The organism is Amycolatopsis sp. NPDC028719 (assembly GCF_055565395.1).
In genome coordinates this window covers 17,332-35,056 of record NZ_JBVHUL010000011.1, presented here as the reverse complement: position 1 = coordinate 35,056, position 17,725 = coordinate 17,332, and the positions used below count along the sequence as shown (strand labels likewise).

The 17,725-nt window shown below is 71.7% G+C and carries 19 protein-coding genes; 8 read left to right on the top strand and 11 right to left on the bottom strand.

The features are described from left to right. Positions 1-9 precede the first annotated feature (9 nt). The 3 genes from ACZ4TR_RS38615 (at position 10) to shbA (ending at position 2,002) form a co-directional block, all read left to right on the top strand. Positions 10-363 carry a YidH family protein gene (locus tag ACZ4TR_RS38615; protein ID WP_364515787.1) on the top strand — a complete coding sequence of 118 codons (354 nt, stop codon included), beginning with the start codon at positions 10-12 and terminating at the stop codon, positions 361-363. 430 nt (positions 364-793) lie between these two features. Further along, a complete protein-coding gene (locus tag ACZ4TR_RS38610; RefSeq protein WP_465293140.1) occupies positions 794-1,090 on the top strand; it encodes a DUF202 domain-containing protein in 297 nt (98 codons plus the stop codon). Between the two features lie 255 nt (positions 1,091-1,345). Further along, the gene (gene shbA, locus ACZ4TR_RS38605; RefSeq protein ID WP_364515791.1) at positions 1,346-2,002 is read left to right on the top strand and encodes an RNA polymerase sigma factor ShbA; all 657 of its coding nucleotides are present in this window, start codon (positions 1,346-1,348) and stop codon (positions 2,000-2,002) included. Positions 2,003-2,036: 34 nt separating this feature from the next. On the opposite strand, the gene ACZ4TR_RS38600 is transcribed toward shbA, so the two are convergent. Genes ACZ4TR_RS38600 through ACZ4TR_RS38590 form a run of 3 tightly spaced genes read right to left on the bottom strand, consistent with a single transcriptional unit; the run spans position 2,037 to position 4,203 of the window. Further along, entirely contained in the window at positions 2,037-2,894 is an 858-nt protein-coding gene (locus ACZ4TR_RS38600; protein WP_465293139.1) for an amidohydrolase family protein, read from the bottom strand. Beyond that, on the bottom strand, positions 2,891-3,859 hold the full coding sequence (locus ACZ4TR_RS38595) for an aldo/keto reductase (protein WP_465293138.1): 969 nt from the start codon (positions 3,857-3,859) through the stop codon (positions 2,891-2,893). Before ACZ4TR_RS38595 ends, ACZ4TR_RS38600 begins: the two co-directional genes overlap by 4 nt. Before the next feature lie 5 nt (positions 3,860-3,864). Next, a complete protein-coding gene (locus tag ACZ4TR_RS38590; protein WP_465293137.1) occupies positions 3,865-4,203 on the bottom strand; it encodes an L-rhamnose mutarotase in 339 nt (112 codons plus the stop codon). An 80-nt stretch (positions 4,204-4,283) separates the two neighbouring features. Between ACZ4TR_RS38590 and ACZ4TR_RS38585 the strand changes: the two genes are divergently transcribed. Beyond that, the gene (locus tag ACZ4TR_RS38585; RefSeq protein WP_465293136.1) at positions 4,284-5,003 is read left to right on the top strand and encodes a FadR/GntR family transcriptional regulator; all 720 of its coding nucleotides are present in this window, start codon (positions 4,284-4,286) and stop codon (positions 5,001-5,003) included. Between the two features lie 104 nt (positions 5,004-5,107). Here ACZ4TR_RS38585 and ACZ4TR_RS38580 read toward each other — a convergent pair whose 3' ends face one another. From ACZ4TR_RS38580 to ACZ4TR_RS38555, 6 genes are read right to left on the bottom strand one after another with little or no spacing between them, the layout of a single operon-like run. Further along, the gene (locus ACZ4TR_RS38580; protein ID WP_465293135.1) at positions 5,108-6,121 is read right to left on the bottom strand and encodes an ABC transporter permease; all 1,014 of its coding nucleotides are present in this window, start codon (positions 6,119-6,121) and stop codon (positions 5,108-5,110) included. Further along, positions 6,118-7,641 carry a sugar ABC transporter ATP-binding protein gene (locus ACZ4TR_RS38575; RefSeq protein ID WP_465293134.1) on the bottom strand — a complete coding sequence of 508 codons (1,524 nt, stop codon included), beginning with the start codon at positions 7,639-7,641 and terminating at the stop codon, positions 6,118-6,120. The genes ACZ4TR_RS38580 and ACZ4TR_RS38575 overlap by 4 nt, the downstream gene beginning before the upstream one ends. Beyond that, positions 7,638-8,669, bottom strand: coding sequence for a sugar ABC transporter substrate-binding protein (locus ACZ4TR_RS38570; RefSeq protein WP_465293395.1), 1,032 nt, complete (start codon positions 8,667-8,669; stop codon positions 7,638-7,640). The genes ACZ4TR_RS38575 and ACZ4TR_RS38570 overlap by 4 nt, the downstream gene beginning before the upstream one ends. A gap of 41 nt (positions 8,670-8,710) precedes the next feature. Next, a complete protein-coding gene (locus tag ACZ4TR_RS38565; protein ID WP_465293133.1) occupies positions 8,711-9,457 on the bottom strand; it encodes an SDR family NAD(P)-dependent oxidoreductase in 747 nt (248 codons plus the stop codon). Further along, positions 9,450-10,754, bottom strand: a complete 1,305-nt coding sequence (locus tag ACZ4TR_RS38560) for an enolase C-terminal domain-like protein (protein WP_465293132.1) — start codon at positions 10,752-10,754, stop codon at positions 9,450-9,452. The genes ACZ4TR_RS38565 and ACZ4TR_RS38560 overlap by 8 nt, the downstream gene beginning before the upstream one ends. Before the next feature lie 2 nt (positions 10,755-10,756). Next, complete coding sequence (locus tag ACZ4TR_RS38555) at positions 10,757-11,608, bottom strand: fumarylacetoacetate hydrolase family protein (protein ID WP_465293131.1); 852 nt, start codon at positions 11,606-11,608, stop codon at positions 10,757-10,759. A 202-nt stretch (positions 11,609-11,810) separates the two neighbouring features. Here ACZ4TR_RS38555 and ACZ4TR_RS38550 point away from each other — a divergent pair, with 202 nt between their 5' ends. After that, the gene (locus ACZ4TR_RS38550; RefSeq protein WP_465293130.1) at positions 11,811-13,040 is read left to right on the top strand and encodes a multidrug effflux MFS transporter; all 1,230 of its coding nucleotides are present in this window, start codon (positions 11,811-11,813) and stop codon (positions 13,038-13,040) included. On the opposite strand, the gene ACZ4TR_RS38545 is transcribed toward ACZ4TR_RS38550, so the two are convergent. Then, a complete protein-coding gene (locus ACZ4TR_RS38545) occupies positions 12,983-13,258 on the bottom strand; it encodes a hypothetical protein (protein ID WP_465293129.1) in 276 nt (91 codons plus the stop codon). The two genes, ACZ4TR_RS38550 and ACZ4TR_RS38545, sit on opposite strands and share 58 nt — an antisense overlap. A gap of 46 nt (positions 13,259-13,304) precedes the next feature. Here ACZ4TR_RS38545 and ACZ4TR_RS38540 point away from each other — a divergent pair, with 46 nt between their 5' ends. Continuing rightward, positions 13,305-14,030: a MerR family transcriptional regulator gene (locus tag ACZ4TR_RS38540; protein WP_465293128.1), complete on the top strand. Its 726-nt coding sequence runs from the start codon at positions 13,305-13,307 to the stop codon at positions 14,028-14,030. Here the strand turns inward: ACZ4TR_RS38540 and ACZ4TR_RS38535 are convergent. Then, entirely contained in the window at positions 14,023-15,246 is a 1,224-nt protein-coding gene (locus ACZ4TR_RS38535) for an NAD(P)/FAD-dependent oxidoreductase (protein ID WP_465293127.1), read from the bottom strand. The two genes, ACZ4TR_RS38540 and ACZ4TR_RS38535, sit on opposite strands and share 8 nt — an antisense overlap. A 207-nt stretch (positions 15,247-15,453) precedes the next feature. Here ACZ4TR_RS38535 and ACZ4TR_RS38530 point away from each other — a divergent pair, with 207 nt between their 5' ends. Continuing rightward, a complete protein-coding gene (locus ACZ4TR_RS38530) occupies positions 15,454-15,657 on the top strand; it encodes a hypothetical protein (protein WP_284743660.1) in 204 nt (67 codons plus the stop codon). Positions 15,658-15,731: 74 nt separating this feature from the next. Continuing rightward, positions 15,732-17,711, top strand: a complete 1,980-nt coding sequence (locus tag ACZ4TR_RS38525; protein WP_465293126.1) for an SDR family oxidoreductase — start codon at positions 15,732-15,734, stop codon at positions 17,709-17,711. Positions 17,712-17,725 lie beyond the last annotated feature (14 nt).

The following is a 17,725-nucleotide window of genomic DNA, read 5'->3' as shown; positions in this document are numbered from 1 at the left end:
TCTGGAGGCGTGGCCTCGGAAGACATCACGCCCCACGAGGGCGGCAGCGAACCGGACTATCGCTTCACGCTGGCCAACGAGCGGACGTTCCTCGCGTGGATCCGGACGGCGCTGGGATTGCTGGCGGGCGGGGTCGCGGTCCACCAGCTGGTCCCCGCCCCGGCGGCGGCGAGCGCGGTGCTCGCCGGGCTGTGCGTGGTACTGGCGGCAGCGTTGGCCGCGACGGCCTATCCGCGGTGGCGCCGGGTGCAGATCGCGATGCGGGCCGGGCAGCCGTTGCCGCGAAGCTGGACGATCGTGGCCCTGACGGGCGGCCTGCTGGCGCTGACCGTGGCGGCGGCGGTGTTGCTGGTGCTGTCGTGAGCGAGCCGGGCGCGACCATCGCACCGCCGCACTGCTCGCGGGCGGCGGGCAAGCCTGGCGCCGCCGGCCTCGAGCGGACGCCACGACTCACGGAGATCGCGCCCCACCGACAGCGGACCGAAGTCCCCCGGCCACGTGCCGCTCGGACCACACCGATCCAGCACCCGCACCAGCCGCGCCGGGCCATCCGGGCGCAGCCGAGCGTGAACCTTCAGCACTGCCTCGGCACCACCCGAGCCGAACCGGATCCGCACGCTCTGCCACGCAGCGCACACACCGTCCGGCCGTCCGAACACCCCCGCCGAGCCTCGCCGGCCGCCGTCCGCGCCATTCGGCCCAGCGCCCCCCAACCTCGGCTTGCCCCCCGAATACCGACACTTCGCGATTATCGCGACGTCAGAAGTACCGTCATCCGTCTGTGGGTAATCCCGTGACCGCCCCCGATGGCGCTCAGGCGGAGCGCACCGGGCTCGCCTGGCGGCGGACCGCCCTCGCCTCCGCCGCCTGCACCGTACTTCTCCTGCACTCGGCCGCCCAGCGCCATTGGGGTGTCTCTCTCGTCCCCGCACTGCTCGCCGCGATGACATCCGCCCTGCTGGCAGCCGTGGCCGTGCGCCGCGAACGGGTGCTGCGGACCGCCCGGCCGGTTGTGATGAGCCCCGTCCTGCCCGCCATCGCGTCGCTCGCCGTGACCGTGACTGCCACTTCCGTGGCGATCCTCCACTGACGAGTGAAGTCGGCACATCCTGAAACCGATTAATCGCAATGTGCGGGGCCTGGTCGCGGTAACATCACGACCACTGCTGCTAACGGGGTATTGGTACTTGAAATCTGGACTGATGTGCCACCACGTGCTTACGATTACCCAGCGTCGCACGGAACGCAGATAAGACCGGGTCTCCCGGAGTATCTTGCGATCAGAACGTCACAGAGAGTTGGCCCCCCGGCAGCGACGGTCGAGGGTCGGCCGGGGAGACGACTCATGACTGCACCGCCGAGGACCACCGAGCAATCCGCCAGCGACGTCCGCGATTATCGGACCCCGGAGTCATTGCCGCGGCCCGGTGGACGCCTCACCAAGGAGGACCTCGACCCGCTCGTCAAGGACGCGGGAGAGGGCAACCCCGCCGCCATCCACAACCTGCTCCAGATGATCGAGCCGGTCGTGGTGCGGTACTGCCGGGCCCGGATGGGGGGCCGCGACCTCTCCTACCTGTCGGCCGACGACGTCGCCCAGGAGGTCTGCCTCGCGGTGTTGAAGGCCCTTCCGGATTATCAGGACCGCGGCGGCTCCTTCCTCTACCTCGTCCACGCGATCGCGGCCAACAAGGTCGCCGACGCCTACCGCGCCGTCGCCCGCGACCGCTCCGAGCCCGTCCCCGAGCTCCCGGAACGCCCGCTCGCCGGCGGCAACGAGCCCGAGACCCACGCGCTGCACCTCGACCTCGGGGCCCGCCTCGGCCGGCTGCTCGCCTCACTGCCGCGCGTGCAGCAGGAAATCCTGACCCTGCGCATCGCCGTCGGCTTCTCGGCGCAGGAAACCGCCGAAGCGCTCGGGATCTCCGCGGGCAACGTCCGCGTCACGCAGCACCGGGCACTGACCCGGCTGCGCGGCATGATCCACGACGACGAGTTCTGACAGACCACCCCAGCGGCGGGCGGGGACACCTCTTTTACCCCCTGGAAGAGGTCTCCCCGCTCGCATCCAGGCCGTAGCAGCCGCGGGCGTTGTGCTCGAAGACGCCCAGCCGCTCGGCGTCCGAAAGCCCGCCGGTCAGCGCGATCGCCGCGTCCAGGACCAGCTCGTAGGACGCGGCCAGCTCGCAGACCGGCCAGTCCGAACCGAACACCAGCCGCGACGGGCCGAAGACGTCCAGCACGTGGTCGACGTACCGGCGCAGGTGCCCGACCTCCCAGCCCGTCCAGTCCGCCTCCGTGACCAGCCCGGAGAGCTTGCACACGACGTTCTCCCGCGCGGCCAGCGCCGCCACCCCGGACGCCCAGGGCTCCCACTCCCCCGCCGCGATCGGGGGCTTCGCCGCGTGGTCCAGCACCAGCCGCAGCTCCGGCAGCCGCAACGCCAGCTCGGTGGCCGCGGGCAGCTGCGCCGGGCGCACCAGCAGGTCGTACGCGAGCCCGGCCGACGCCACCGCGCTCAGCCCGGCGACGATCCCGGGCCGCAGCAGCCAGTCGTCGTCCGGCTCCGTCTCCACCTGGTGGCGGATCCCCACCAGCGGACCTTGCGCACGCAGTGCGGCCAAGCGGTCCACGACGTCCGGGGCCGCCAGGTCCACCCAGCCGACGACGCCCGCGATCACCGGCTCCGCCGAAGCCGTCGCCAGGAACTCCGCCGTCTCTTCGGCCGACGAAACCGTCTGGACCAGCACCGTCGCGTGCACACCGGCCGCCTTGGTGACCGCGCGCAGGTCGTCTGCCGTGTACGGCCGGCGGATCGGGTCGAGGGCCGTCCCCGCCATCCACGGGTACTCGCGCCGCGACGGGTCCCACAGGTGGTGGTGGGCGTCGATCATGGGGCTCCTCCGGCGATCACGACGTCGGCGCGCAGCAAGCCCGCGTCGACCAGTTCCTTCCACAGCCGCAGCGGCACCGCGGCCCGTGCGCGGCGCGCGTTCACGGCGACCTGGTCCGGATCATGCGCGCCGACGACGACCGACGCCACCGCGGGATGCGCCATCGGCAGCGCCAGCGCGGCTTCCGGCAGCTCGACGCCGTGCCGCGCGCACACCCCGGCGATCCGCCGGGCCCGCTCGACCAGCTCCGGCGGGGCCTCCGCGTAGTCGTAGACGCCGCCCGGCTCGGCGGTCGCCAGGATGCCGGCGTTGAACACGCCGCCGGCGACGACGGAGACACCGCGGTCGAGGCAGAGCGGCAGCAGCTCGTCGAGCGCCGGCTGGTCGAGCAGCGTGTAGCGCCCGGCCACCAGCACCACGTCGAGGCCGGTCCGGCGGACGAACTCCGCCAGCATGGGCGCCTGGTTCATCCCGGCGCCGAACGCGCCGATCACGCCCTGGTCCCGCAGCTCGCGCAACGCCGGGAAGGCGCCGCGCAGGGCTTCCTCGAAGTGGTCGTCGGGGTCGTGCACGTAGACGATGTCGACGCGGTCGAGCCCCAGCCGCGTCAGGCTGTCCTCCAAGGACCGCAGGACGCCGTCGCGGCTGAAGTCCCACCGGCGCTTGTACGCGGCCGGGACGGCGAAGCCCTGGTCGTCGCGCGCGCCGGCGCCGTCCGGATTCGGCTCCAGCACGCGGCCGACCTTCGTCGAAAGCACGTACTCGTCGCGGGGGTACGAGCGCAGTGCCGCGCCGAGGCGGGTCTCGGAGAGGCCGAGGCCGTAGTGCGGTGCGGTGTCGAAGTACCGGACGCCTTCCTCCCACGCGCGGCGCACGGTCGCGGCCGCGGTCTCGTCGCTGATCGCGTGGTAGAGGTTGCCCAGCTGCGCGCAGCCGAGCCCGAGCGGGGACAGGGAGAGTTCCAACGCCGTCACTCCTTCACCGGCAGTTCCCAGACCAGCCCGATGCCGGTGTCGCCGCCGGAGTAGTCGTCTTCGACGGCCAGCAGCTCGGCCATCCGGGCCTGCCACGGGACGTTCGCGGGGTGCTCCCGCAACGCCGCGCGCATCGCCGCGTAGTCGTCGACTTCGACGACGTGAAAGAGGTCGAGACCGTTACGCCAGATCCGCCAGGTGCGGACTCCGGCCTCGCGCAGGGCGACGTCCAGCTCGGGTGGGATGACCGCGTGGACGGACTCGTACTCGGCCTCCTTGCCCGGCTTGAGCCGGGTATGCAGAGCCACTCTTTGCGGTGCGGGTCCGTGGGTCATCACCACTCCTTCGTCGGGACATGGCACGCTGGGGAGTACACCGAAACATCCGAGGTCTGTTGCAGGGAAGGGCGGACACGATGCCCGTCACCGATGTCGCGATCGACAAGATCAAGGACATGATCATCTCCGGCGAGCTGGCGCCGGGCGACCGGCTGCCGAAGGAGGCCGAGCTGGCCCAGCGGCTCGGGCTCTCGCGCAGCTCCCTGCGGGAGGCCGTGAAGGCGTTGTGCCTGATCCGGGTGCTCGACGTCCGCCAGGGCGACGGCACGTACGTCACCAGCCTCGAGCCGAACCTGCTGCTCGACGCGATGACGTTCGTCGTCGACTTCCACCGCGACGACACCGTGCTCGACTTCCTCGCCGTGCGGCGGATCCTCGAGCCGGCCGCGACCGCGCTGGCCGCGCTGCACATGAGCGACGACGACATCACCGAGCTGGGTCAGCTCCTCGGTGAGCTGGAGGACTCGCCGACGGTCGAGGCGCTGGTCGCCAACGACCTGCAGTTCCACCGCAAGATCGCCGACGGCTCCGGCAACCCGGTCCTGTGCTCGCTGCTCGACAGCCTCTCCGGGCCGACGGCCCGCGCCCGCATCTGGCGCGGCCTCACCCAAGAGGGCGCGGTCGCGAAGACCCGGGAGCAGCACTCGGCGATCTACGACGCGATCGCGGCGCGCGAGCCGGAGCTGGCGCGCTCGTGGGCGACCGTGCACGTCGCGGGGGTGGAGCAGTGGCTGCGCAACGCTCTCGGCACCGCGGACGACCCGACGAACACCGACCTCACCGCGGAAGCCTCGTAACGCCACACGCACCTCCTGAAAGCCGTGAAGGCCTCCTTACCGGCCTTGAGAGCCGGTGAGGAGGCCTTCACGGCTTTGAACGTCGGATGATCACCGGGCTGGGGTCAGGTTTGGGGTTTGCCGCCCGCGTACCGGGCGATGATCAGCGCGACCAGGATGATGGCGCCGTAGATCGCGCCCTGCCACTCCGCTGAAACGTGCGCGTAGTTGAGGAGGCTCGACACCGACGACAGCAGCAGGACGCCGGTCAGCGCGCCGACCAGCGTGCCCTTGCCGCCGTCGAGGGAGACGCCGCCGATCACCGCCGCCGCGAAAACCTGCAGGATCAGCCCGGACCCCTGGTTCGCACCCAGCGCGCCGACGTAACCCGTGTACGCGAGCCCGCCGATCGCGGCGAGGATCCCGGCGACGACGAACACCGCCCACGCGATCCGGTCGACACGGACGCCGGCCGCCCGCGCGGCTTCGCGGTTGCCGCCGATCGCGTACAGCGCGCGGCCGACGCGGTGGTAGCGCAGCACCCAGCCGGCGACGGCGAACAGCAGCGCCGCCAGCCACACCGACATCGGCAGCCCGAGGAACGTCGTGGTCGCCAGGTTCGTGAACGAGTCGGGCAGGTTGAACAGCGTCTTGCCCTTGGTCGACCCGACCTGCACCCCGCGCAGCACGGTGAGCATCGCCAGCGTCACGATGAAGGCGTTCAGCTTCAGCTTCACGATCAGGAAGCCGTTGACGAACCCGACGAGCGCGCCGCAGAGCGGGATCACCAGGAGCCCGGCCGCGGCGGGCAGCTCCATGCCGAAGCCGGCCGACGCCGCCGGGATGACCACCATCGCTCCGAGCGCGGGCGCCAGGCCCATGGTGGATTCCAGAGACAGGTCGAACTTCCCGGTGATCAGCACCAGCGACTCGCCGAGCACGACCAGCGACAGCGCGGCCGACGCGGTCAGGATGCTGACGATGTTGCTCCAGCCGACGAACGTGTCGTCGACCAGGCCGCCGATGACGAACACCACGATCAGGGCGGGCAGCAGCGCGAGTTCGCGCAGCCAGACGGCTTTCCGGCGGCGAGGTGGCGCGGGCAGCTCCGTCTGGGGAGAGGTCATCACGTCGGTCACGAAAGCTCGACTCCTTCGATGTCGGCCACGAGGTCGCCGTCGGACCACCCGGCCTGGTGCTCGGCGACGACGGCCCCGGCGCGCAGCACCAGGACCCGGTCGCTCAGGCGCAGGTCGTCGAGCTCGTCGCTGACGATCAGCACCGCCTTGCCTTCGGCGCGCACCCGGTCGACGACCGCGAGCAGCGCCTCCTTCGACTTCACGTCCACCCCGGCCGTCGGGTTGATCAGCACGACCACCCGGGGATCGCCGATCAGGGCCCGCGCCAGCACGACCTTCTGCTGGTTGCCGCCGGACAGGTCGGACACGGGCTGCTCGGCGCTCGCGGCCACGATGTCGTAGTCGGCGAGTGCCTGCGACGCCCTCGCGAACCGGGTCCGCGGTGACGCGATCCCGCCGCGGCCCAGCTTGTCCAAAATGGACAGGGTGGCGTTGTCGGCGATCGAGTGCTCCAGGACCAGGCCTTCGTGGTGCCGGTCGCGCGGCACGCACCCGACGCCCGCCCGGATCGCCGCCGGGATGTCGCCCGGCCGCAGCGGCGAGCCGTCGACGCGGACCGTGCCGGCGGACGGCGTCCGCAGGCCGTAGACCGTCTCGGCGACCTGGTGCTTCCCGCTGGCGTTGCTGCCCGCGAGCCCGACGACCTCGCCGCGGCGCAACCGGAAGGAGACGTCGCGGAAGCCGTCGCCGGACAGCCCGTCGACCGAAAGGATCTCCGCGGCGTCCGCTTCGAGGGACTCGCGCGACGCGGCGTCGCGGACGGACAGCCCGCCCGGTTCCCCGGTCATCGCGTCGACCAGCTCGGCCCGGCCGACCTCGGAGACAGGCGCGGTGAGCACGTGCTTCGCGTCGCGCAGCACGGTGACGGCCTGGCAGACCTCGTACACCTCGTGCAGGTGGTGCGAGATGAACAGGAACGTCACCCCGCCCGCCTGCATCTGGCGCATCCGCTCGAAGAGCCGCTCGATGGCCTGGCTGTCCAGCTGCGCGGTCGGTTCGTCGAGGACGATGAACCGGGCGCCGTAGGACAGCGCACGGGCGATCTCGACGAACTGCCGGTCCTCGACCGACAGCTCACCCGCCGGCGTGTCGACGTCGACGTGGACGTCCCACGAGTCGAGCAGCTCGCGGGCCTTGCGCCGCAACGACTTCCAGCCGATCGAGAATCCGCCGCCGGCCTGCCGGTTGAGGAACAGGTTCTCGGCGACCGTGAGCTGCGGGACGACCATCGCGTGCTGGTACACGCAGGCGACGCGGGCCTTCCATTCGTCCTGTTTGGACAGGGGCGGGGCCGGCTCGCCGCCGAACTCGACGTGCCCGGTGTCCGTGGCGGACAGCCCGGTGAGGATGGAGACGAGCGTCGACTTGCCGGCCCCGTTGCGCCCGACGAGCGCGTGCGACTCGCCGGGGTGCACGGTGAGGCTGACGTCGTGCAGCGCCACGGTCGGGCCGTAGCGCTTTCCGACACCTACGGCGCTGACCACTCCGGCGGCGGGTTCGCCGGCGGGCAGCGCGGTCACAGGTTGTTCCCCCACAGGGCCTTGTCGTCCACGTTCTCCTTGGTGATGACGGGCGCGGGCAGCTGGTCCTCGAGGATGCCGGGGCTGATCTCGACGATGGTGCTGTCGTGGTCGGTCGGGCCGGGCTTGAACGTCTCGCCCGCCATGGCCTTCTTCAGCCAGTACAGGCCGTACTTCGCGTACGCGTCGGCCGGCTGGGACACGGTCGCGTCCAGCTCGCCGGCGCGGATCGCGGCCAGCTCCTGGGGGATGCCGTCGTTGGACACGAGCACGATGTGCTTCGGGTCGCCGACCGGGAAGGACAGGTTCTTGCGCTTGAGCGCCTGCTGGGTCGGGGCGAGGTAGACGCCGCCGGCCTGCATGTAGACGCCCTTGATGTCCGGGTTCGCGGTCAGCATGCTGTCGAGGCCGGAGGACGCCTTGTCGGCCTTCCACTCGGCCGGGATGTCCAGCACCTGGATGCCCGGGTACTTCTGCGCCATGCAGGCCTTGAAGGCCTCCGAGCGGTCACGGCCGTTGACCGAGGCGAGGTCGCCCTGGATCTGCACGACCTTGCCGGACTTGACCTTCTCGCCGATCGCGTCGCAGGCCTTGGTGCCGTAGGCCTTGTTGTCGGCCCGCACGACCATCGCGACCTTGCCGCTCTCGGGGGCGACGTCGACCGCGACCACCGGCACGCCCTTGTTCTCGGCCTGCTTGAGCCCCGCGACGATGGCCGCGGAGTCCAGCGGCGTCACGACCAGGCCCTTGACGCCCTGGTTGAGGAAGGTGCCGATGTCGGTGATCAGCTTCGCCGGGTCGCTGTCCGCGTTGACGGTCGGGAGGACGTCGACGTCCTCGGACTTCGCCATCTGCGGCACGTAGTTGTTGTAGGCCTGCCAGAACGGCGAGGTCAGCAGCGGCAGGGTCGCGCCGACCTTGCCCCCGGGACTGCCACCCGCGCTGGGCGTGGCGGCATTGTCCTTGGTGGACCCGCAGGCGGCCAGCACCAGGCCGCAGACGGCGGCCGTGGCGGCCACCTGGATCACCCTGTTACGCACCGCATCCTCCTTGATGACAGCGAAAAGTCTTATCGGGGTTGCACGGGGCCGCGCGGGCGCAGGCCGTACATGCCACCGTCGACCGCGAGCGCGGTGCCGGTGGTCGAAGCGGAAAGGGGACTCGCCAGGTAGGCGATGGCGTTCGCGACCTCTTCCGCGGTCACGAGCCGGCCCATCGGCTGGCGCGCCGCGAGGGCCGCGCGTTCGGCCGCCGGGTCGTCGGCGGCGTCGAGCAGCCGGCCCACCCAGGGGGTGTCCGCCGTGCCCGGGCACACGCAGTTGACGCGGATCCGGTCGGGCAGGTGGTCGGTCGCCATGGCCAGGGTCAGCGAGAGCACCGCGCCCTTGGTGGCCGAGTAGAGCGCGCGGTTGGGCAGGCCGGCCCAGGCCGCGATGGAGCTGGTGTTGACGATCGCCGCGGACGGCGAGTTCTTCAGGTGCGGCAGCGCGGCCCGGGCGAGCCGGACCATCCCGACGACGTTGACGTCGAACACGCGGTGCCACTCGTCGCCGTCGTTGGCCGTGACGTCGCCCTGCGCGCCGATGCCGGCGTTGTTGACGAGGATGTCGAGGCGTCCGAAGCGTTCGACGACGGCGTCGATCGCGGAACGCACTTCGTCGTCCGAACCGACGTCGCAACGGATGCCCTCGTCGTCCGGCTTCAGGTCGAGGACCGCCACCTGCGCGCCGCGTTCGGCCAGCAAGGTCGCGACGGCCTTGCCGATGCCCGAGGCGCCTCCGGTGACGGCGGCCACCAGGCCCTCGAATTCACTCACTTGCCGTCTCCCTCCACTCGGGACCGTCCGGGAACCGGAAGCGGCGCAGCGTGGCGTCGTGCATGCGCGCGGAGAACCCGGGGGCGGTCGGGGCGAGGTACCGGCCGCGCTCGACGACGGCCGGGTCGGTGAAGTGCTCGTGCAGGTGGTCGACCCACTCGATCGAGCGGTCCGCGTCGGTGCCGGACACGGCCACGAAGTCGAACATCGAGAGGTGCCGGACCAGTTCGCAGAGCCCGACGCCACCGGCGTGCGGGCAGACCGGCACGCCGAACTTGGCGGCCAGCAGCAGGATGGCGAGGTTCTCGTTGAACCCGCCGACGCGGGCGGCGTCCAGCTGCAGCACCGAGATCGCGTTCGCCTGCAGGAGCTGCTTGAAGACGACGCGGTTCTGGACGTGCTCGCCGGTGGCGACGCGGATCGGGGCAAGCGCTTTCGCGATGGCGGCGTGCCCGAGAACGTCGTCCGGCGAGGTCGGTTCTTCGATCCAGTACGGGTCGTACGGCGCGAGCTCGGTCATCCAGTCGACCGCCGCCCGGACGTCCCAGCGCTGGTTGGCGTCGACGGCGATCCGGATGCCGTCCCCGACGGTTTCGCGGGCCAGCTTCATGCGCCGGACGTCGTCCTCGAGGTTGCCGCCGACCTTGAGCTTGATCATCCCGAAGCCGTCGGCGACGGCCTGTTCGGCCAGCCGCACCAGTTTCGCGTCGGCGTACCCGAGCCAGCCGGGTGACGTGCTGTACGCGCGGTAGCCGTCGTTCTCCAGCTGCTTCGTGCGCTCGGCCCGCCCGGGTTCCGCGCGCCGCAGGATGTCGAGGGCTTCGGCTTCGGTGAGTGCGTCGGAGAGGTACCGGAAGTCGACGAGGCTGACGAGCTCCTCGGGCGTCATGCGGGCCGCGAACTTCCAGACGGGCAGCGCGGCGCGGCGTGCGGCGAGGTCCCACGCTGCGTTGACGATCGCGCCGACCGCCATGTGCGCGACACCCTTTTCCGGGCCCAGCCAGCGGAACTGCGAGTCGCCGACGAGGGTGCGCGACAGGTCGCCGAGAGCGGCCGCGTCCTCGGGCACCTCGCGGCCGACGACGTGCGGGGCGAGCGCGCGGATCGCGGCGGCCTGGACGTCGTTGCCGCGGCCGATGGTGAACGCGAGCCCGTAGCCGTCCGGGCCGCCGTCGGTGTGGAGCACGACGTAGGCGGCGGAGTAGTCCGGGTCGGGGTTCATGGCGTCCGAGCCGTCGAGCTCCCGGGAGGTCGGGAACCGGACGTCGAGGACCTCCATGCCGATGATCTTCGCCATGGTCAGGCCTGCCTCGCGGTCTGGCGCTGCCGGCCGAGCCCGTCGATCTCCAGCTCGATGACGTCGCCGTCGCGGAGGTAGGGCTTGGGGTCGGGCTGCCCGAGCGCGACGCCTTCCGGCGTACCGGTGTTGATGAGGTCGCCCGGCCGCAGCACCATCACCTGGCTGAGGTGGTGGATGATCTCGGCCACGGAGAAGATCATGTCCTTGGTCGACGAGTCCTGCTTCTTCTCGCCGTTGATCCACAGGCGCAGGCCCAGTTCCTGCGGGTCGGGCACCTCGGCCGCGGGGACCAGCGCCGGGCCGAGCGGGTTGAAGTTCTCGCACGACTTGCCCTTGTCCCACTGGGCGGTGCGGAACTGCAGCACGCGCTCGGAAACGTCGTTCGAGACGACGTAGCCGGCGACGTACTCCAATGCTTCGTCGACGCTGCCGAGGTAGCGGGCGGTCTTGCCGATGACGACGCCGAGCTCGACCTCCCAGTCGGTGCTGACCGACCCGCGCGGGATGAGGACGTCGTCGCCCGGGCCGACCACGACGTCCGGCGCCTTCATGAAGACGACGGGCTCGGTCGGCGGCGTCGCGCCGGTCTCCTCGGCGTGGCGGCGGTAGTTCATGCCGATGCAGACGACCTTGCCGGGCTGGGCGATGGGCGAACCGACGCGCAGCTTCTCGACGTCGGCCTTCGGCAGCTCCCCGGCGGCGAGCGCGGCGGCCACCCGGGCGACGCCGTCCGCGGCGAGGAACCCTCCGTCGATGTCGGCGGTCAGCCCGCCCAGCTCGTAGGTCGTGCCGTCGTCGGCACGCACGAACGGACGCTCACTTCCCGGCTCCCCGAGGCGCACAAGCTGCACGGATTTTCCCTTCACCGCTCGACCAGACATCCGATGTATATCGCAGTCATGGTCGCCAATCCAGAGCCGTCGCCCAATCGACCGGAAATTGGTCGGATCAGTACCGGTTCAGTGCGCATTCGAACACGGGGTGTCACCGCGCACAGCCGGAATAGCGCAGGTCACCGCGTCGCTGGTCGGAGTCAGGGACCCGAGGAGGCGCATGACCATCACGGCGGAAGGTACCGCGACGAGCAGGCGGGCGCACCTGAAGTTCATCCTCGTCCTGGGTGGTCTCTCGGCGTTCGGGCCGCTGTCGATCGACATGTACCTGCCCGCGCTGCCGCGGATGGCGGGCGACCTCCACGCGGCGGACACGACGGTCCAGCTGACGCTCAGCGCGTTCATCGCCGGCCTGGCGCTCGGCCAGCTGGTGCTCGGGCCGCTGTCCGACGCGCTGGGACGCCGTCGCCCGCTGCTGGCGGGCCTGGCGCTCTACGTCGTGGGCTCGGTGTTGTGCGCGGTGAGCCCGGACGCGTGGCTGCTGGTCGCGGCGCGCGGCGTGCAGTCCCTCGGCGCGGCGGCCGGCGTCGTGATCGCGCGGGCCACGGTGCGGGACCTCTTCTCCGGCACCGCGATGACGAAGTTCTTCTCGACGCTGATGCTGGTGACCGGGCTGGCCCCGATCCTGGCGCCGCTGATCGGCGGGCAGCTGCTGAACTGGACGTCGTGGCGCGGGGTGTTCGTCGTGCTGACGGCGTTCGGCGCGCTGCTGCTGGCCGTGGTGGTGTTCTCCTTCCCGGAGCCGTCTTCGAGCCGCTCCCCCGCCCGGCTCGGCCAGGTGATGCGGACGTACGGGCGGCTGGTGCTGGACCGGTCGTTCGCGGGGTACGCGCTGGCGTCCGGCCTGCTGTTCGCGTCGATGTTCGCCTACATCTCGGGCTCGTCGTTCGCGCTGCAGGGGGTGTACGGGTTGAGCCCACAGGCGTACAGCGTCGTGTTCGGCGTGAACGGCGTCGGCATCGTGCTGGCGGGCCAGCTCAACGGACGGCTCGTGGGACGGATCCGCGAGCGGGCCCTGCTGCTTTCGGGCTTGCTGCTGGGGACTCTCGGAGGGGCTCTCGTCCTGGTGACCGCGCTGACGCGGGCACCCCTGGCTTTCCTCTTGGTGTCGTTGTTCCTGCTGGTGTCGAGCATCGGCCTGGTGATGCCGAACGCGAGTTCGCTGGCGCTGGCTTCCCACGCGCGCTCGGCGGGCGCGGCGTCGGCGTTGCTGGGGGTGCTGCAGTTCGCGGTGGGCGCGGCGGCGACGCCGCTGGTGGGGCTGGGCGGACCGGGGACCGCGGTGCCGATGGCCGTCACCATGGCCGGGTTCGCACTGCTCGCCCTGCTGGCTTACCTGACCTTGGCGCGGGTCAGCAGCCGTTCGAGTTCGTCGCCGGCACCGTCGTAGCCGGCGTCGGAGATCCGCTGCAGCTCCAGAAGGTCACCCGCCGCGACCGCGCGCCGGGTGAGCAGGACGCCGGCGTGTTCGCAGCCCTCGTCCAGCAGCTCGCTCAGCTCTTCGACGTCCCCGCGGGCGTCGGCGAGGTCGGCGAGCCGGTCGAGCGCCGTTTCGTTGCCCTCGTCGGCCAGCGCGCGCAGGGTCTCGTAGTCCGCCATGCCCGCCATCCTGCAACCTTGCCCCAAGGGCAAGGTCAAGTGCGACGATGGCCGCGTGCTCACCATCGGACAGCTCGCCGGGTACGTCGGGGTGACGGCCAAGACGATCCGCGTCTACCACGCCAAGGGGCTCCTCACGGAGCCACCGCGCGACGCGTCCGGCTACCGGCGCTACCGCGCGGCCGACGCCGTCGAGCTGATCAAGATCCGCACGCTCGCCGAGGCCGGCGTGCCCCTGGCACGCATCCGCGAACTCCGTTCCGGCGACGGGCTCGGCGAGGCGCTGCGGCAGATCGACGACGACCTCGCCGTCCGGATCCGCGGGCTGCAGGACACCCGGGCACGGCTGCGGAGGCTCGCCGACGGGCAGTTGTCCGCGCTGCCCGCCGACGTCGTGGAGCACCTCGCGGGCCTGACCGGCCTCGGGTTCAGCGAACACTGGGTCGCGCTGCAGAACGACCTGTGGCTGCTGGTGTTCGCCACCCACCCATCGACGGCTCGGGTTTCCTTCCAGGACCAGGCGGCGATGCTGACCGACCCCGAGCTGCTCTCAGTCGTCCTCGAGTACGACCGGGTCCACGACGTGCCTCCGGACGACCCCCGCGTGGACGCCCTCGCCGAAAAGATCATCTCGGCGACCCGCGACCGCTACGGGCCGGATCTGCCCACCTACGATCGCGGTTCGGCGATCCCGGCGCTGGTGCAGGGCGCCGTCAACGCGTCGTCGCCGGCGTGGCGGCGGCTCGACACCTTGCTGCGGAAGGGGCTGGGCGTCAGGTGAGCGACGCCAGGTCCGCCGTCTCGAGCTGCTCCGCCGTCACCTTCGCGCGGCCGTCCACCAAGGCGCTCAACGCATCCCCGTCGTCCCACATGTTCACGTTCATCGCCGCCGCCACCTCGCCGTCGCGCAGCCAGAACGCCGTGAACTCGCGGGATCCCAGGTCGCCCCGGACCACCAGCTCGTCCGTCACCGGGTCCGCCAGCCCGCGGTACTCGCAGCCCAGGTCGTACTGGTCCGTGAAGAAGTACGGCGAACCGAGGAACGGTTCGTTCTCGCCCAGCAGGTTCCGCGCCACGTGCGCGCCCTGGTCCTTCGCGTTCGCCCAGTGCTCCACGCGGATCCTGCGCCCGTAGCGCGGGTGGAAGTGGGCCGCGATGTCACCGACCGCGAACACGTCCGTGGCCGCCGTGCGCAGGCCCGCGTCCACGCACACCCCGCCGTCGTCGGACAGCTCCAGGCCCGCCGCGTGCGCCAGCTCCACCCGGGGTGCCGCGCCGACCGCGACCAGGACCACGTCCGCCGTCAGTTCGTCGCCGCCGCTCAGGCGGACACCGCGGACGCCGTCCGGGCCGCCGGTGATCTCCGCGACCTGCTCACCCAGCCGGTAGTGCACACCGTTCGAGACGTGCAGGTCGCGGAAGACTCCGCCGACCGTCTCGCCGAGGACGTTCGCCAGCGGGACCGGGAGCGGGTCGACGACCGTCACCTCGGCGTTGTGCGTCCGGGCCGCCGCGGCGGCTTCGGAGCCGATCCAGCCGGCGCCGACGATCACCACCCGCTCCGCTTCGGCGAACGCCGAGCGCAGCTTGAGCGCGTCGTCGAGGCTGCGCAGGGTGTACAGCCCGGGCAGGTCGCCGCCCGGGACCGGGAGCGCACGCGGCCGGGAGCCGGTCGCCAGGACCAGGCGGTCGTAGCGGTGCTCGCCGCCCGCGTCGTCCAGCACCAGCCGCGCGCCCAGCTCGAGCCGGCTCGCCGTGACGCCCGCGCCGAAGCGGATGTCGTGCTCCGCGTAGTACTTCTCTTCGTGCACCCAGTCGGGTTCGTCGGTGGTGCCGAGCAAGATGCCCTTCGACAGCGGCGGCAGCTCGTACGGCCGGTGCGGGTCGGCGCCCATCAACAGGACTTCGCCGGTGTAGCCGCGTTCGCGCAGCGCGGCCGCGGCCGACGCACCGCCCAGGCCCGCACCGACGATGACGATCTTCCGCGGCTCCGACATCAGTGACCTCCCACGTCGACGAGACGGTGCGGACGGTACTCCCGAACGGGCCCGTCCACGACCGGGGGATACGCCGGAAATCCGCGAAGCGCAAGACAAAACCCGCGAGTAGGCAGATCGGGTGAACCGGCGTCATAGCGTCTCCACGCCGCCCTCCCACCCTCGCACGAAGCGCGACCACGAAGAGAAAACGGAGGGGCGGCGACCATGAGTCGGGGCGAGTGGTCCGTCGGCTGCCGGGATCTGGCCGGCAGGCGCAGGGACGTGACGGTGTTCGTCAGTCAGGACAAGGTGGTGCTGGTCGCACCGCCGGGAGAGGCCGCGGTGCTCGGGCCGCTCGACGTCGGACGGCTGCGCGCCGCCCTGCGCGACGCGGTCGTCGCGACGGCGGACGAGACGGCCGAACCGTGAGCCGCAGACACTGACAACTACCGTTCCTACTTTTCAGTAGGTTAGAGTCGGCCCGACTGCGGAAGGGACCGGCCATGACGACCTACTTCGTGACGGGCGCGACGGGCTTCATCGGGAAACGCCTGGTCGCCCGCCTCCTGCGACGGCCGGAGACGTCCGCCGTGTACGCACTGGTCCGCGAGACCTCTCGGGAGCGCCTGGCCACTTGGGCTCAGGAGTGGCCGGGGGCGGACAAGCTGCACCCCGTGGTCGGCGACCTCGCCGAACCCCGGCTCGGTGTCGACCCCGCCCCGCTGCCGCACTTCGACCACGTCGTCCACCTCGGCGCGATCTACGACCTCACCGCCGGCGAGGACGCGAACCGGCGCGCCAACGTCGAGGGCACCCGGCACCTGCTCGCCTTCGCCTTGGCCGCGGAGGCGGGCCTGGTGCACCACGTGTCCTCGATCGCCGTCGCGGGCGACCACGCCGGGCGGTTCACCGAGGCCGACTTCGACCTCGGCCAGCACTTCGGCTCGCCGTACCACGCGACGAAGTTCCAGGCTGAGAAGCTCGTCCGCGAGCAGTCGCTGCCCTTCCGCGTCTACCGGCCCTCCGCCGTCGTCGGCGACTCGCGCACCGGCGAGATGGACAAGGTCGACGGCCCGTACTACTTCCTCCCCGCGATCTCCCGGCTGGCGGCGCTGCCCGCGCGGCTCCCGCTCGCGGCCCCCGGTCTCGGCGCGACGAACCTGGTGCCGGTCGACTACGTCGTCGAGGCGATGGAGTACCTGATGCACCGGGACGCGCCGTCCGGGGCGACCTACCACCTCGCCGCCGCCCGGCCGCAGTCGCTCGATTCCGTCTACAACGCCTTCGCGCGCGCCGCCGGCGGGCCGACGATCCGCGCGGTGCTGCCGGCCCGGCCGTCCGGGGTCGTGCGGCGCGCCGGCACCCGGCTCGCGCACGCGGCAGCCAACGGCGTCGACCGCTTGCCCGGCGGCCGGGCCGCGCGCGCCGCCGTCCTCGAAGAGCTGGGCATCCCTCTCGAAGTGCTGCCGCACCTGAGCACGGACGTCGTCTTCGACACCGCGCGCACCACGACCGCGTTGTCCGGCAGCGGCATCGAGCTGCCGGAGCTGCGCGACTACGCGGCCCCGCTCTACCGGTACTGGCAGGCTCACCTCGATCCCGACCGCGCGCGTCGCGGGCACGGCCTGGCCGGGAGGACCGTGCTGATCACCGGCGCGTCGTCCGGGATCGGCCGGGCGTCGGCGCTCGCCGTGGCCCGCAAGGGCGCGAAGGTGATCCTCGTGGCGCGGCGCGCTTCGGAGCTCGAAAAGGTGCGGGACGAGATCACCGCGGCCGGCGGCTCGGCGGCGGCGTACCCCTGCGACCTCACCGACGGCGACGCCGTCGACGCGCTGGTCAAGCACGTGCTCGGCGACCACGGCGCGGTCGACGCGCTGGTGAACAACGCCGGCCGGTCGATCCGGCGCTCGGTCGCGCTGTCCACGGAACGTTTCCACGACTACGAGCGCACGATGGCCATCAACTACTTCGGGCCGGTGCGGCTGATCCTCGGGTTCCTGCCGTCGATGGCCGAGCGCCGGTTCGGCCACGTCGTCAACGTCACGACCCAGGGCCTGCAGACCGACACCCCGCGCTTCTCGGCGTACCTGGCATCCAAGGCGGCGTTGGAGGAGTTCGGGCTGACGGCCGGGCGCGAGACGCTCTCGGACGGCGTCACGTTCACGTCCGTGCGGATGCCCCTGGTCCGGACCCCGATGATCGCGCCGACCGGCTACCGCGGCATCCCGTCGAGCAGCCCGGAACGCGCGGCCGCGCTCATCGTGAAGGCCCTCGAGGAGCGGCCGGAGATCCTCAGCCTGCCCGAAGGCCGGGCGGCCGAGCTGGCGACGCTCACCGCGCCGCGGCTCGCCCGGTTCGCCGCGCACCTCGCCTACCGGGCGATGCCGGAGTCCGCACCCGAGGCACGCGGCCTGCCCCGCCAACCCGCGCCGGCGGCCGTCGCGGCGGCGGTGACCCGCCTGTTCTGGCGTCGTCGTGCTTGAACTCCTCGAATTCC